15 protein-coding genes and 1 tRNA gene are annotated in these 13,675 nt (G+C 63.3%); 10 read left to right on the forward strand and 6 right to left on the reverse strand.

Features of this window, described 5'->3' with window-relative positions:
* The first annotated feature begins 154 nt into the window (after positions 1–154).
* A tRNA-Asp gene (locus V2I08_RS02500) sits at positions 155–231 on the forward strand.
* Between the two features lie 82 nt (positions 232–313).
* Here the strand turns inward: V2I08_RS02500 and aqpZ are convergent.
* The 5 genes from aqpZ to V2I08_RS02525 form a co-directional block, all read right to left on the reverse strand.
* A complete protein-coding gene (aqpZ, locus tag V2I08_RS02505) occupies positions 314–1,045 on the reverse strand; it encodes an aquaporin Z (RefSeq protein WP_349633772.1) in 732 nt (243 codons plus the stop codon).
* 261 nt (positions 1,046–1,306) lie between these two features.
* Positions 1,307–1,549, reverse strand: a complete 243-nt coding sequence (locus tag V2I08_RS02510) for a DUF2842 domain-containing protein (RefSeq protein WP_349633773.1) — start codon at positions 1,547–1,549, stop codon at positions 1,307–1,309.
* Positions 1,546–2,127 (reverse strand): 5-formyltetrahydrofolate cyclo-ligase, encoded by a 582-nt coding sequence (locus tag V2I08_RS02515; protein WP_349633774.1) that lies wholly within the window; start codon positions 2,125–2,127, stop codon positions 1,546–1,548. The genes V2I08_RS02510 and V2I08_RS02515 overlap by 4 nt, the downstream gene beginning before the upstream one ends.
* 383 nt (positions 2,128–2,510) lie before the next feature.
* On the reverse strand, positions 2,511–2,846 hold the full coding sequence (locus V2I08_RS02520; protein WP_349633775.1) for a cell division protein ZapA: 336 nt from the start codon (positions 2,844–2,846) through the stop codon (positions 2,511–2,513).
* On the reverse strand, positions 2,839–3,042 hold the full coding sequence (locus V2I08_RS02525; protein ID WP_349633776.1) for a hypothetical protein: 204 nt from the start codon (positions 3,040–3,042) through the stop codon (positions 2,839–2,841). Before V2I08_RS02525 ends, V2I08_RS02520 begins: the two co-directional genes overlap by 8 nt.
* Positions 3,043–3,222: 180 nt before the next feature.
* On the opposite strand from V2I08_RS02525, the gene tkt reads away from it, so the two are divergent.
* The 3 genes from tkt to V2I08_RS02540 all read left to right on the forward strand — a co-directional run bounded on the left by tkt (position 3,223) and on the right by V2I08_RS02540 (position 7,553).
* Positions 3,223–5,190 (forward strand): transketolase, encoded by a 1,968-nt coding sequence (gene tkt / locus V2I08_RS02530; RefSeq protein WP_349633777.1) that lies wholly within the window; start codon positions 3,223–3,225, stop codon positions 5,188–5,190.
* Positions 5,191–5,223: 33 nt separating this feature from the next.
* Positions 5,224–6,234: a type I glyceraldehyde-3-phosphate dehydrogenase gene (gene gap, locus V2I08_RS02535; protein ID WP_349633778.1), complete on the forward strand. Its 1,011-nt coding sequence runs from the start codon at positions 5,224–5,226 to the stop codon at positions 6,232–6,234.
* Positions 6,235–6,350: 116 nt separating this feature from the next.
* Positions 6,351–7,553: a phosphoglycerate kinase gene (locus V2I08_RS02540; RefSeq protein ID WP_349633779.1), complete on the forward strand. Its 1,203-nt coding sequence runs from the start codon at positions 6,351–6,353 to the stop codon at positions 7,551–7,553.
* Positions 7,554–7,596: 43 nt separating this feature from the next.
* Here the strand turns inward: V2I08_RS02540 and V2I08_RS02545 are convergent, their stop codons facing one another.
* On the reverse strand, positions 7,597–8,040 hold the full coding sequence (locus tag V2I08_RS02545) for a TlpA disulfide reductase family protein (RefSeq protein WP_349633832.1): 444 nt from the start codon (positions 8,038–8,040) through the stop codon (positions 7,597–7,599).
* Between the two features lie 303 nt (positions 8,041–8,343).
* Between V2I08_RS02545 and V2I08_RS02550 the strand changes: the two genes are divergently transcribed.
* From V2I08_RS02550 to V2I08_RS02575, 6 genes are all read left to right on the forward strand, one after another.
* Complete coding sequence (locus V2I08_RS02550; protein ID WP_349633780.1) at positions 8,344–9,249, forward strand: fructose bisphosphate aldolase; 906 nt, start codon at positions 8,344–8,346, stop codon at positions 9,247–9,249.
* A 77-nt stretch (positions 9,250–9,326) separates the two neighbouring features.
* Positions 9,327–10,034, forward strand: coding sequence for a thiamine phosphate synthase (gene thiE, locus V2I08_RS02555; protein ID WP_349633781.1), 708 nt, complete (start codon positions 9,327–9,329; stop codon positions 10,032–10,034).
* 81 nt (positions 10,035–10,115) lie between these two features.
* Positions 10,116–11,216 carry a L,D-transpeptidase gene (locus tag V2I08_RS02560; RefSeq protein ID WP_405053615.1) on the forward strand — a complete coding sequence of 367 codons (1,101 nt, stop codon included), beginning with the start codon at positions 10,116–10,118 and terminating at the stop codon, positions 11,214–11,216.
* A 4-nt stretch (positions 11,217–11,220) separates the two neighbouring features.
* Positions 11,221–11,799, forward strand: a complete 579-nt coding sequence (locus V2I08_RS02565; RefSeq protein ID WP_349633782.1) for a M23 family metallopeptidase — start codon at positions 11,221–11,223, stop codon at positions 11,797–11,799.
* A 98-nt stretch (positions 11,800–11,897) separates the two neighbouring features.
* Positions 11,898–12,461: an elongation factor P gene (gene efp, locus V2I08_RS02570; RefSeq protein WP_349633783.1), complete on the forward strand. Its 564-nt coding sequence runs from the start codon at positions 11,898–11,900 to the stop codon at positions 12,459–12,461.
* A gap of 290 nt (positions 12,462–12,751) precedes the next feature.
* Positions 12,752–13,564, forward strand: a complete 813-nt coding sequence (locus V2I08_RS02575) for an inositol monophosphatase family protein (RefSeq protein ID WP_069064737.1) — start codon at positions 12,752–12,754, stop codon at positions 13,562–13,564.
* Positions 13,565–13,675 lie beyond the last annotated feature (111 nt).

Raw genomic sequence — 13,675 nt, forward strand, 5'->3', positions numbered from 1 at the left:
CGGTGTAGCTCAGTTGGTTAGAGTGCCGGCCTGTCACGCCGGAGGTCGCGGGTTCGAGCCCCGTCACTCGCGCCACTTTCCTTGACCGGAAAGTGGAAAGGTTCCCGGATCAGCATCGTCTGGCGAACTGGTGTGGAAATAGATGTCACCCTGCGCGGGTGTAGCTCAGTTGGTTAGAGTGCCGGCCTGTCACGCCGGAGGTCGCGGGTTCGAGCCCCGTCACTCGCGCCACTTGCCTGTGGATACAGCAAGTGACGCAGACCGCGCAGAGGATCGGGCCGACGCACCAGGCGTCGACCCTTCTCGTAAAAATCTACAGATTATCGCCGACGATGGCGGGGGCCAGCGGAGCTTTGGCCAGCCAGCGATAGGTGCCGCCTGCGACCAGAGCGCCGATCATCGGTGCCAGCCAGAACAGCCATAATTGCTGCATCGCCAGCCCACCGACCAGCAGCGCCGGGCCGGTACTGCGCGCCGGATTGACCGATGTGTTGGTTACCGGAATGCTGATCAGGTGGATGAGCGTAAGCGCCAGCCCGATTGCGATCGGCGCAAAGCCTGCGGGCGCACGGCTGTCGGTCGATCCCAGGATCACCATCAGGAAGCCGAAGGTCAGCACCACTTCGATCAGCAGCCCGGCCGACAGTGCATAGCCGCCAGGCGATTGGCTGCCATAGCCATTCACCGCCAGCCCGGTGTCGGTCAGTGCATAGCCCGGTTGACCGCTGGCGATATAAAGCAGCACTGCCGCCGCGATCACTGCACCCACCAGTTGCGCGACGATATAGGGCGCGATGTCGCGCACAGGAAAGCGCCCGCCAGCCCAAAGCCCGACCGTCACCGCCGGATTGAGATGACATCCCGAAATATGGCCGACCGAATAGGCCATGGTCAGCACGGTCAGGCCAAAGGCCAGGCTGACGCCCAGCAGGCCGATCCCGACGTCGGGAAAGCCCGCGGCGAGTACGGCGCTGCCGCAACCGCCGAAGACCAGCCAGAATGTACCAAATGTTTCGGCGAAGAGCCGTTTGCTCAAGGGAACCATCGCTTCCTCCTGTCAGCCTGTGCAATCGCCACCGGATTGCAGACTTGCCGTGGCGGGGTGGCACCACCCGGCAAAGTCGGGAACGGAGTCGGTAGGAGAGGGCGCGAGTCGCATCGGGCGAGCATCTGCAATGCTGATGGCCGGTTCATGGACATGGCTTGCCTCCCGTCATCGGTAACCGCTCACGGCCCCATAGTCGGGGTTGTCCGTTACGGTTACTCAACGGTTAGCGATAAGGATAAACAAAGGCTATGTCACGGCCTATCCGCGCCGCCAGCGCCCCGTTTCCATCCAGGCCAGCAATCGCCTGAGCGGGAGTATCCAGATCCAGATCAGGCCAAGGAAGATATAGACGGGCACCTGCACCCACATGGGCAAAGTGCCGATCTGGCCCGACAGGCTGCCCACCAGCACCGCCCACAGCGCGATCAGCCCGACGATCGCCAGCATCCCCACGGGCTTGCGCCAGCTTGGCTGGTGAAAATGGCGCGGGTCGATGCTCATGCGTCCGGTCCTTCGATCAGTTCGGCTTCGGTCAGGATGATGTCGAGTGGTAAGTCCCACGGGTCGGCGGGCACATTATCCAGTTCCTGCGCCGACCAGGCCAGGCCGATGCGCAGCGCATCAGGAAAACGGGCGAAGGCGCGATCATAATAGCCACCGCCCTGGCCCAGCCGGTTGAGCGCGCGGTCGAACCCCACCAGCGGCGCGATGATTGCGTCAGGCGTTACCGGGCCATCGCCGGGTTCGGGATGGCTGGTGCGGAACGGGCCGGGGATGAGCGGGGCGTCGGGCGTCCACGCTAGGAAATCCATCGACCCCAGCCGGTCCAGCACGCGCGGTAGCGCCACCCGCTTGCCCATCGCGATCAAGGGCGCGGCCAGCCGCTGCGCCGGGGCTTCGTCGTCCAGCCCCATATAGAGGGCAACGGTGCGCGCATCGGCCAGACGCCGGGCGAGCGGGGAAGGCAACACCTTGAACGCCAGCCGATGCGCCAGCGGATCAAGCGTGGCGACGAAGGCGCGCCGCTGATCGCGCGCGAGGACGCGCAGGTCGGCTTTGTCGGCGCTGTCGCTATTCACTCAAATGTCTGCCTGGTCATTGCGGTGTTCCCGTGCGTCAAACGATCCTCCCCCTGTGGGGGAGGTGGATGGCCGTAGGGGTATCACCCTCTCGATAGGGTGACACCCCTCCGTCAGGGCTTCGCCCTGCCACCTCCCCTGCGAGGGGAGGATGGGCATGTATCGGATAGTTTAGGGGCATCATCACCAAATCATTGAGCGCGTTTGGCAGGGGTGACGGGACCACCTTGGCCGTGTGCTGGAAGATCCTCTGACGCCTCAACGTCAGGTGGGGACCATGTAGATCGGGCCGGAACCCGCCCAGGGACAGCCCCCTAGGATGTGCTTATCGCCTCAGGGATGTTCGCTAAAGCTCGTACCAGGCAGTACCCGTCATCCCCAATCTAGGCGTCCGGGTGCGGCGCGGCAAGTCTCTCGCGCAGCTTTTCTATCCGCGCCGCCAGCGCCTCGACCGCCTGCGCCGCATCGTCATCCTGCGTTTCCAGCGCCAGTTTCTCCTGCCGTCCGGTAACCTCGCGGCGCAGGTCGGTCACTTCATCGGCCAGAAAGAGCGCGGCGAAGAGCAGATTGCGCACTTCGGTCATGCCCGACATGCCCTGCTGCGCGGCGCGGGCCTTGCCATCGATCATCGCCGCCAACTGCGCCAGATGCGCTTCCTCGCCATCGCGGCAGCGTATGTCATATTGCCGTCCGGCAATGTGCAGCGTGGTTTCAGCCATGGGCCTTGGCTTTCAGGTCATCAATCAACTGATCGAGCGATCGCAAGGCTTCGCGGGCGGCGGGCATATCGATCTGCGGGGTGTCCGGCGGCGCAGGGGGCGGGATGGCCGCGACGAAATGGGTCACATCCTGTTCCAGCCGACCGATCGCCCGCTCCAGCGTGCCGATCGCCAGCATCATGCGCTCGCTTGCCATGGCCCAAGCATAGCCCGATTCGGCCGCACACAAAAGCGGTCTTTGGGCCTAAGCGACGGGCATTGCGCCCCGCTATGGTTGACGCATGGGGCTTGACGCGACAAAGGAAGCGCGATCTCGACTCGTTCGCCCGCCCGCAAACGATCCGCCCTATTCGTTCAGGAAAGACGCCCGCCCATAATGACCGTCACTGATAAGTCGCTCGCCAACGCCATTCGCGCGCTTTCCATGGACGCGGTGCAGGCCGCCAATAGCGGCCATCCGGGGATGCCGATGGGGATGGCCGATGTCGCGACGGTGTTGTTCAGCGATTATCTGAAGTTCGACCCCACCCAGCCCAAATGGGCCGATCGCGACCGGTTCGTCCTGTCGGCCGGCCATGGCTCGATGCTGATCTACAGCCTGCTGCACCTGACCGGCTATGCGCGGCCCACGATCGAGGACATCGCCAATTTCCGCCAGTTGCATAGCCCCTGCGCTGGCCATCCTGAGAATTTCGAGCTGGCGGGCGTGGAAGCGACCACTGGCCCGTTGGGTTCGGGCCTCGCCACCGCCGTCGGCATGGCGATTGCCGAGCGCCATCTGAATGCGCAGTTCGGCGACGATCTGGTCGATCACCGGACCTGGGTGATTGCGGGCGACGGTTGCCTGATGGAAGGCATCAACCATGAGGCGATCGGCCTTGCGGGCCACCTGAACCTTGGCCGCCTGATCGTGTTGTGGGATGATAACAAGATCACCATCGACGGCGCGGTCGACCTGTCGAGCAGCGAAGATGTGCGCGCGCGCTATGTCGCCACTGGCTGGCATGTCGTGTCGTGCGACGGCCATGACGTTGCAGATGTGCGCCGTGCGCTAGCCGAAGCGATTGCCGATCCGCGTCCCTCGCTCGTCGCTTGCGCGACCAAGATCGGCTATGGTTCGCCCAACAAGGCGGGCACGTCGGGCGTCCATGGCTCCGCGCTCGGCACGGACGAAGTCGCCGCCGCGCGCGAATTTCTCGGCTGGACCGCCGAACCCTTCGTCATCCCTGAAGATGTTGCCGCTGCCTGGAAGGCCATCGGCGCCAAGGGCGGCGACGCGCGCACCGCATGGGAAGCCCGCCTCGCAAGTAACGAGAAGGGCGGCGAATTTGCGCGTCGCATGGGTGGCGATTTGCCTGCCGACTTCTCGCTCGAAACCTATATCGATAGTCTGATCGCCGCGCCGCAGAAGGTCGCGACCCGCAAGGCGAGCGAATTGGCGCTGGGCGCGATCAACGACCTGTTGCCCGAAACGCTGGGTGGTTCGGCGGACCTGACCGGCTCCAACAATACCAAGACAAAGTCGACCGGCCCGCTGACCAAGGATGATTATTCGGGTCGCTATGTCTATTATGGCATTCGCGAATTCGGCATGGCCTGCGCGATGAACGGCATGGCGCTGCATGGCGGCGTGATCCCCTATGGCGGTACCTTTCTGGTCTTTTCCGACTATATGCGCGGCGGCATTCGCCTGGCCGCATTGCAGCAGCAGCGGGTCATCCATGTGCTGACCCATGACAGCATCGGCCTTGGCGAAGATGGCCCGACCCATCAGCCGATCGAGCATGTCATGTCGCTGCGCATGATCCCCAATCTGGACGTCTATCGCCCGGCCGACATTGTCGAGACGGCGGAATGCTGGGAACTGGCGCTCAAGGATACGACCGGCCCATCGGTGCTGGCGCTGACCCGCCAGAATCTGCCGCAGTTGCGCACCGAAAAGAGCGAGAATCTGTGCGCCAAGGGTGCCTATCGCTTGCGCGCAGCGACCGGCGATCGCCGCGTGGTCATCATGGCCACTGGGTCGGAAGTCGAAATCGCGGTCGATACCGCCAAGCTGCTGGAAGAGCAGGGCATTGGCGCCGATGTCGTGTCGATGCCGAGCTGGGCGCATTTCGAGGCGCAGCCGCAATCCTACAAGGATGACGTGCTGCCCTATGATGTGCTGCGCGTTTCGATCGAGGCGGGCACGACCTTCGGCTGGGAACGGCATACCGGCATCGGTGGCCTGCGCTTTGGCATCGACAGCTTCGGCGCGTCCGCGCCGGCCGAGGCACTCTATGACCATTTCGGCCTGACCGCCGTGAAGATCGCGCCGCAGATCGTGGCCGCGCTCGACAACTGATCGACAATCAACACCTTAAGGGAGGCTAGTGCAGTGGCAACGAAGGTAGCAATTAACGGTTTCGGACGTATCGGCCGCCTGGTGGCGCGCGCCATCCTCTCGCGCACCGACCATGACCTGGAACTGGTCAGCATCAACGATCTGGGCGATGCCAAGGCCAACGCCCTGCTGTTCAAGCGCGATTCGGTCCATGGCAATTGGCAGGGTGACGTCAGCGTCGATGGCGACTTTCTGGTCATCGACGGCAAGCGCATCGCCGTCACCGCCGAACGCGACCCCGCCAATCTGCCCCACGCCGCACAGGGCGTCGAGATCGCGCTCGAATGCACGGGCATCTTCGCCGACAAGGGCAAGGCCAGCGCCCACCTGACCGCCGGTGCCAAGCGCGTCATCATTTCCGCGCCTGCCACGGGCGTCGACAAGACGATCGTGTTCGGCGTCAATCATGACGCGCTGACCGCTGACGATATCGTGATTTCGAACGCCAGTTGCACCACCAACTGCCTGGCCCCGCTCGCCAAGGTGCTGCACGATGCGATCGGCATCGAGCGCGGTTTCATGACGACGATCCACAGCTATACCAACGACCAGAACACGCTGGACCAGATCCACAAGGATATGCGCCGCGCCCGCGCCGCTGCCCTCTCAATGATCCCGACCACCACTGGCGCTGCCCGTGCGGTGGGCGAGGTTATGCCCGAACTGAAGGGCAAGCTGGATGGCTCGTCGGTTCGCGTGCCGACCCCGAACGTGTCGGTTGTCGACCTCAAGTTCGACGCCAAGCGCGCGACCAGCGTCGAGGAAGTCAACGCGCTGCTCAAGGCCGCTTCGGAAGTCGGACCGCTCAAGGGTGTGCTGGGCTATTCCGACGAGCCTCTGGTCTCGATCGACTATAATGGCGATCCGCGCAGTTCGACCGTCGACAGCCTGGAAACCGCCGTCATCGACGGCACGCTGGTTCGGGTGCTGAGCTGGTACGACAATGAATGGGGCTTCTCCAACCGTATGATCGACACCAGCGGCGTGGTGGCGAAGTTCCTGTAAGATACAGAACGGACTAACCTCCGTTCGCCCTGAGCCTGTCGAAGGGCCTTCCTTCTCAGAAGAAAGAGGCTTCGACAGGCTCAGCCCGAACGGATTGGGAATATAGGAAAACCTGAATGACCAAGCCGTTCAAGACTCTCGATGATATGGGCGACATCAGCGGCAAGGCCGTGTTGGTGCGCGAAGACCTTAACGTGCCGATGCATGAAGGGTCGGTCAGCGATGACACACGCCTGCGTTCGGCGATGCCGACCGTGCTGGAACTGGCCGATCGCGGCGCGAAGGTGCTGATCCTCGCCCATTTCGGCCGTCCCAAGGGTCAGAAAAACCCCGAATTTTCGCTGTCGAAGATCACTCGGCCCTTGAGCCAGGTGCTGGGCCGCGAAGTGCAGTTCATCCCCGATTGCGCCGGCCAGGCAGCGGTGGACGGCATTGCGGTGATGCGCCCCGGCGACATTGCGATCCTGGAAAATACCCGCTTCCATGCGGGTGAAGAACAGAATGATCCGGCGCTGGCCGACGCGATGGCGGCGATCGCCGACCTCTATGTCAACGACGCCTTCTCCGCCGCGCACCGCGCCCATGTTTCGACCGAGGGCATCGCGCACAAGCTGCCCGCCTTTGCCGGGCGCGCGATGGAGCGTGAACTCGATGCGTTGCAAGCGGCGCTCGGCACCCCGGTCAAGCCGGTCGCGGCGGTCGTGGGCGGGGCGAAAGTCTCGACCAAGCTCGATGTTCTCAATCATCTCGTCACCAAGGTCGATCATCTGATCATCGGCGGCGGCATGGCTAACACTTTCCTCCACGCGCGCGGGGTCGATGTCGGCAAGTCGCTGTGCGAGAAGGATCTGGCGGACACGGCGGAGGCCATTTTCGACAAGGCGGAAGCGGCCGGTTGTACCATCCATCTGCCCTATGATGTGGTGGTGGCGAAGGAATTTGCCGCCAATCCGCCATCGGTGCGGACGTGCAACGTCCACGAAGTCGCTGAGGATGAAATGATCCTCGACGTCGGCCCGGCCGCTGTCGAGGCGCTGGCCGATGTGCTGAAAAATTGCCGGACCTTGGTGTGGAACGGCCCGCTCGGCGCGTTCGAGATCGCGCCGTTCGACACCGCGACGGTCGCGCTGGCGCGGACGGCGGCTGCATTGACCAAGGAAGGCCAGTTGACCTCGGTCGCAGGCGGCGGCGATACCGTTGCCGCGCTCAATCATGCGGGCGTAGCGGCCGATTTCACGTTCGTTTCGACCGCGGGCGGCGCTTTCCTGGAATGGATGGAAGGCAAGGACTTGCCCGGCGTCAAGGCGCTGATGGCCTGACCATAGGAGAGGAAGGCGCAGCCGCTGCGCCTTCCTGTTCCGCTCAACTGGCGGGGACGGGTTCGCGCAACAGGGGCACGAGCAGCCGGTTAAGCGCATCGAGATCGAGCGCGCCCGCCTTGGCGTAGCGCACGGTTCCAGACCGATCGATGATGAAGTTGGTCGGCACCCCGGTCAGCGGTCCATAGGGGCCCTTGATCCGCTTGGCCGATGGCATCCGCAGAACGGCGAACAGCTTTTTCAACTGGCCCAGCGGCGCAGAATCCTGCGTCGTGACCGCAAAGACGCGCAGGCCATTCTTCTTTTGCAGCGAATAATAAGCGTCGAGTGTCGGCAATTCGGTGCGGCACGGGACGCACCATGTCGCCCAGAAATTCAGCAGCACGACTTGCCCCTTAAGATCCGCCAGTGCGACCTTTTCGCCGCCTATCAGCGTCAGTTCGAAGTCCGGCGCAGGGGCGTCTATCGCCACCTTCTCCCGCGCCATCACCCCGTTGGATGAAAGCGTTGCTAGCCCACCGGCCATCGCCGCCGCCAGTCGCCACGATGCAATCATTGTCGCCCCCCATTTGCCCCAAGCGTGCAACAATAGCGGCCTGCTGGCCGGACGCAATGTGACACAGTCGAGGTGCGTTGTTTCTTGCGGTGCGGCATTGGACTGGCTAACAGCGCGAAGACTGGGGATTTCAATGATATTGCTGTGCCCGGCAGACAGGCGATGGAGCGCCCGTCGATCGTATGTTCACGCGCGACCAGATCGACGGCGCGCCTCAAGAGAAGGTATGTGCAGATGCTGGATCAGACCATGAAGCAGAAAATCGCCGATGGGGAGGGCTTCATCGCCGCGCTTGACCAGAGCGGCGGATCGACGCCCAAGGCGCTCAAGGGCTATGGCATCGAAGAGGGTGCCTGGGCCAATGACGAGGAAATGTTCGGCCTGATCCACGCGATGCGCAGCCGCATCATCACCTCGCCCGTGTTCACCGGCGACAAGGTGCTGGGCGCGATCCTGTTCGAGCGCACGATGGACGGCACCGTCGATGGCAAGCTGACCCCGCAGGCGCTGATCGACAAGGGCGTCGTGCCCTTCATCAAGATCGACAAGGGGCTGGAGGACGAAGCCAATGGCGTCCAGTTGATGAAGCCGAACCCCGATCTCGACGTCCTGCTGCACCGCGCCAAGGCGCTGGGCGTGTTCGGCACCAAGGAGCGTTCGGTTGTCAACCTCGCCAATCGCGAGGGCATCGCCGCCGTGGTCAAGCAGCAGTTCGAAACCGGCCAGCAGGTTCTGGCCGCAGGCCTGATGCCGATCATCGAGCCGGAAGTGAACATCAAGTCGCCCGAACGCGCGGAAGCCGATGCGATCTTGCTCGACGAACTGGTCAAGGCGCTCGACGCGCTGCCGGACGACCAGCAGGTGATGCTGAAATTGTCGCTGCCGACCAAGGCCGGTCTGTTCGATCCGCTGGTCGATCATCCCCGCGTGCTGCGCGTCGTTGCGCTGTCGGGTGGCTTTGCCCGTCCCGAAGCCTGCGTCGAGCTGGCCAAGAATCGCGGCATCATCGCCAGCTTCAGTCGCGCGTTGCTCAACGACCTGCGCCACCAGATGAGCGATGACGAATTCAACGCCGCGCTGGGCGAAGCGATCGACGAAATCCACGGTGCATCGGTCGCCAAGACGCCCGTTACGGCCTGAACCGGATCGGCCGGGCGGGCCTTGCGCCTGCCCGGCCCCCCTTTCCCGGATCGGCGGGATCGGTTAGGGCATCGGCCATGACTGATTTTACCGATGAAGAACTGGCGCTCGATCCGCATTTCGCCGATCAGTTTCAGACGGGCTTTCGCCCCGCCTGCCAACTTTACCTGATTTCGCCGCCCGCGATCGACGCGGACTTCGCGCCGCGCCTGGCGCAAGCGCTGGAAGGCGGAAAGGTTGCGGCGTTCCAACTGCGGCTCAAGGGGCTGGATGACCATGCGATCGCCGCGCTCGCGCCGCCGTTGCAAGCGATCTGCGCTGAGCATGAGGTCGCCTTCATCGTCAACGACAGCATTGGCCTTGCCAAGCGGCTGGGTGCGGATGGCGTCCATTTGGGGCAGGAAGATGGCGACCCGCGCGATGCGCGCAAGCAGCTTGGCCCCAATGTCCAGATCGGCGTGACGTGCCATGACAGCCGTCATCTGGCGATGGAAGCGGGCGAGGCGGGGGCCGACTATGTCGCCTTCGGCGCCTTCTTCCCGACCACGACCAAGGAAACGCAGCACCGCGCCGAACCGTCGATCCTGGGCTGGTGGACGACTTTGTTCGAACTGCCCTGCGTCGCGATCGGCGGCGTGACCGCGGATAATGCGGGGCCGCTGGTGATGGCGGGCGCGGATTTCCTGGCGGTCAGTAGCGCGGTATGGGATCATCCCGAAGGCCCGAAGGCAGGGGTCGCCGCCTTTGCCGACGTCCTCGCGAGCAAGCCGCCGCCGCCACGCTAAGCCACGTCGGCCCAAATTCCCGCCCGACGCAGCTTTCCGCGCCATCAAGCGTTGCTCGCCCATAGTTTGGGAGAGAATGCCTTGAGCCACCACCGCTTGCTGCCGCGCCACATCATCTTGCTGACCGCGCTATTGTGCAGCGCCTGCAACGTGTCCGTCACCGATGCCAATGACAGCGCGCCGACGGCCAACGCCGCTGCGCCTGGCAATGCCGCGACCGCCGCGAACGAGGCCTATGATTTTCAGGTCGTGCCGGAGCAGAATGCCTGGCAAGCCGACCGCATATTCCAGGCGCAGGTCCAGCTTGATCGCTGGGGCTTTTCGCCCGGTGTGCTCGATGGCAAGGACGGCATGTCGTTCAAGGCGGCCGTTAGCGGCTTTCAGGAGGCAAACAAGCTGCCGGTGACGGGTGACTATGACCAGAAGACGGCACTCGCGCTGCTGGAAGGTGAGGCGCGGCCGACCACCTGGCTGGTACGTATCCCGGCCGACTTCGCGCGCGGTCCATTTTTCGACATGCCCAAGGGGATGAAGGAAAAGGCGGAGCTTCCGGCGTTGACCTATCGCAACCTGCTCGAAAAGCTCGCCGAGCGTTTCCACACCACGCCCGAATTCCTCGTGTCGATCAATGCGCCGGACACCAAGGTTGGGGCGGGGACCACCATCCGCGTGCCCGCGATCGAGAATCAGCCGGTCGCGCAGATCGAGGGCGATGAGCGCGGCTGGGGCGCGACGCTCGCCAGCCTGGGCGTCGCGAAGGATCAGCCGCAGGCCGACCATGTCGTGGTCGACAAGTCCGAAGGGCTGCTCAAAGTCTATGCCGCCGACAACCGCCTGATCGCGCAGTTCCCCGCCACCATGGGGTCGCAATATGATCCGCTGCCGCTCGGCGAATGGACGATCAAGGGCGTCAGCCGCAACCCTGACTATCATTACAACCCTGCGCTCTTCTGGGATGCCGGAGCGAAGGATGAGAAGGCGGTGCTGAAACCCGGCCCCAATGGCCCGGTTGGTGTCGTATGGATCGACCTGTCGAAGGATCATTATGGCATTCACGGCACGCCCGAACCCCAGACGATCGGCCGCAGCGAAAGCCATGGCTGTGTCCGGCTGACCAATTGGGATGCGGCGCGGCTGGCGCAGATGGTCAAGCCGGGCACCAAGGCGAAGTTTCAGGCTTAGGGCCATGCCGACGACCTTCAGGTGGCGTCGTTGGTTGTGGGGCGCGGGGGCGGTCGCGCTATGCGTCGCCTTTGCGCACTATTGCGTGCAGATCGTGCCAGCGGATGCGCCCCTATCTTCTGCCAACGCACCTGTCGCCAAGTCGTCATCGGGTGCGCTGCTGATCCCGGTCGAAGGCGTTCCCGCGTCGGCGCTGACCGATACTTTCACCCAAGCTCGCGCTTTGGGCGAAAGATCGCACGACGCTATCGATATTATGGCAGCGCGGGGCAGGGCCGTGCTGGCCGTTGCCGATGGCCGGATCGACAAAATCCATTGGAGCGAGGAGGGCGGGCGGACCGTCTATCAGCGCGCGCCCGATGGCCTCACGCTCTATTATTACGCGCATCTTGATCGTTATGCGCCGGGTCTGCGCGAAGGGGAGATGGTGCGACGGGGGCAGCGCATTGCGACCGTGGGCAGCACCGGCAATGCCGACCCCGGCGCGCCGCACCTCCATTTCGCCATCCACCGCGCCAGCCCGGACACGCCCTGGCATGGCGGTGAGCCGGTCAATCCCTATCCGTTGCTTGCCACGCCCTGATCGCCCCCTTGCCCTTCGCACCATCCCGCTGTAAACGGCCGCCCAGCCTCCCGCGAGGCCGGCTCTTTCACTCTTGGACATATAGGCAGGCTCTTCCCATGAAGATCAGCGGCGTGGACATTCGTCCCGGCAACAATATCGAATATGAGGGCGGCCTGTGGCGCGCTGTCAAGATTCAGCACACCCAGCCCGGCAAGGGCGGTGCCTATATGCAGGTGGAGTTGAAGAATCTCATCGACGGCCGCAAGAATAACGTGCGCTTCCGTTCGGCGGAAAGCGTCGAGCGCATCCGGCTCGATACCAAGGATTTCCAGTATCTCTTTGCCGAAGGCGATATGCTCGTCTTCATGGACAATGAGACCTATGAGCAGATCAATCTGCCCAAGGAACTGCTCGGCGACGCCGCCGACTTCCTGCAGGATGGCATGGAAGTGACGCTGGAAATGTATGAGGAGCGGCCGATTTCGGTGCAGTTGCCCGACACCATCGAAGCGACGGTCGTGGAAGCCGATGCCGTGGTCAAGGGGCAGACCGCCTCGGCCAGCTACAAGCCCGCGATCCTCGACAATGGCGTCCGCGTCATGGTCCCCCCGCATATCGTCAGCGGCACCCGCATCGTCGTCGATGTGTACGCCCGCGAATATGTAAAGCGCGCGGACTAAGCTGCAATGCCGATATCCAAGCGGGCACCAAGGTATAAAAATTGGTCTTCCGGGGGCGGATATCGGCATGAAATAGTAAGCCGGGTCGAACTCAATAGACGAAGTTTTCGAGTAATTTGGTATCCATTGCTTGAAAAAGTTTCCACGTCAGAAACAGCCTTGTCAACGCTGACTAACCAACGGCCTCCAGATTGGCTGCTGCGGGAGATTAGCGGAAGGGGTTTGCGATCTTGGTTATCTAAAATTGATTCGACCACCGGCGCTCAACTGTCAAAGCGAAAGCGAAGTTAATGGCATCCCATTCAGGCCTTCTCACCGTCATGGAACGCGCCGCACGCAAGGCGGGCGGCAAGCTGCGCCGCGACTTCGGCGAGGTCGAGCATCTGCAGGTGTCCCGCAAGGGGCCGGCCGACTTCGTGTCGAAGGCCGACGAGCAAGCGGAAAAGACGCTGGTCGAGGAATTGCAGCGCGCCCGGCCCGACTGGGGCTTCCTGCTCGAAGAAGGCGGCGTGATCGAGGGCGACCCGACCAAGCCGCGCTGGATCATTGATCCGCTCGATGGCACCACCAATTTCCTGCACGGCATCCCGCATTTCGCCATTTCGATCGCGGTCGAGGAGCCGCTTTACGGCGGCAAGCGCGAGATCACGACCGGCCTCATCTACCAGCCCTTCACCGACGAAAGCTATTGGGCGGAGAAGAATCGCGGTGCTTGGCGCCATGATCAGCGGCTGCGCGTCTCCGCGCGCCGCGATCTGGCCGATTGCGTCATCTCCACCGGCATCCCCTTCATGGGCCATGGCGACATGGGGCAGTGGGTGCGTATTTTCGGCGCGGTCGCGCCGTCGATCGCGGGTATCCGCCGTTTTGGCGCGGCCTCGCTCGATCTCGCGCATGTGGCGTCGGGGCGCTATGATGGTTTCTGGGAAAGCGGCCTGCAACCCTGGGACGTCGCGGCCGGCATGCTGCTGGTGCGCGAAGCGGGCGGTTTCGTCAGCGATTTTCGCGGTGGCGAGCAGATGATCGAGCGCCGCGAAGTGATTGCGGGCAATGACGCCATCCACAGCAAATTGCACAAGTTGGTGGCAAACGCCCTGCGCTAAGGTGCAGCTAGGCCAAGCGCTTCAAGCACTTGGCCTTTTTGCGATTCATTCTCACGGCCTTGGCCCCTTGCTTCGCATATGCAGCAGGCCTAAAGCGCCCCCACAACCTTT

The sequence above is a fragment of the Sphingobium sp. MK2 genome, from assembly GCF_040170545.1.
In the GTDB taxonomy this organism is placed as follows: domain Bacteria; phylum Pseudomonadota; class Alphaproteobacteria; order Sphingomonadales; family Sphingomonadaceae; genus Sphingobium.

Bases quoted from the DNA above. Each gene is read 5' to 3' on its own strand.
- aqpZ (WP_349633772.1), bottom strand. From the start codon at position 1,045: ATGGTTCCCTTGAGCAAACGGCTCTTCGCCGAAACATTTGGTACATTC.
- V2I08_RS02510 (WP_349633773.1), bottom strand. From the start codon at position 1,549: ATGAGCATCGACCCGCGCCATTTTCACCAGCCAAGCTGGCGCAAGCCC.
- V2I08_RS02520 (WP_349633775.1), bottom strand. From the start codon at position 2,846: ATGGCTGAAACCACGCTGCACATTGCCGGACGGCAATATGACATACGC.
- V2I08_RS02525 (WP_349633776.1), bottom strand. From the start codon at position 3,042: ATGGCAAGCGAGCGCATGATGCTGGCGATCGGCACGCTGGAGCGGGCG.
- tkt (WP_349633777.1), top strand. From the start codon at position 3,223: ATGACCGTCACTGATAAGTCGCTCGCCAACGCCATTCGCGCGCTTTCC.
- V2I08_RS02540 (WP_349633779.1), top strand. From the start codon at position 6,351: ATGACCAAGCCGTTCAAGACTCTCGATGATATGGGCGACATCAGCGGC.
- V2I08_RS02545 (WP_349633832.1), bottom strand. From the start codon at position 8,040: ATGGCGCGGGAGAAGGTGGCGATAGACGCCCCTGCGCCGGACTTCGAA.
- V2I08_RS02550 (WP_349633780.1), top strand. From the start codon at position 8,344: ATGCTGGATCAGACCATGAAGCAGAAAATCGCCGATGGGGAGGGCTTC.
- thiE (WP_349633781.1), top strand. From the start codon at position 9,327: ATGACTGATTTTACCGATGAAGAACTGGCGCTCGATCCGCATTTCGCC.
- V2I08_RS02565 (WP_349633782.1), top strand. From the start codon at position 11,221: ATGCCGACGACCTTCAGGTGGCGTCGTTGGTTGTGGGGCGCGGGGGCG.
- efp (WP_349633783.1), top strand. From the start codon at position 11,898: ATGAAGATCAGCGGCGTGGACATTCGTCCCGGCAACAATATCGAATAT.
- V2I08_RS02575 (WP_069064737.1), top strand. From the start codon at position 12,752: ATGGCATCCCATTCAGGCCTTCTCACCGTCATGGAACGCGCCGCACGC.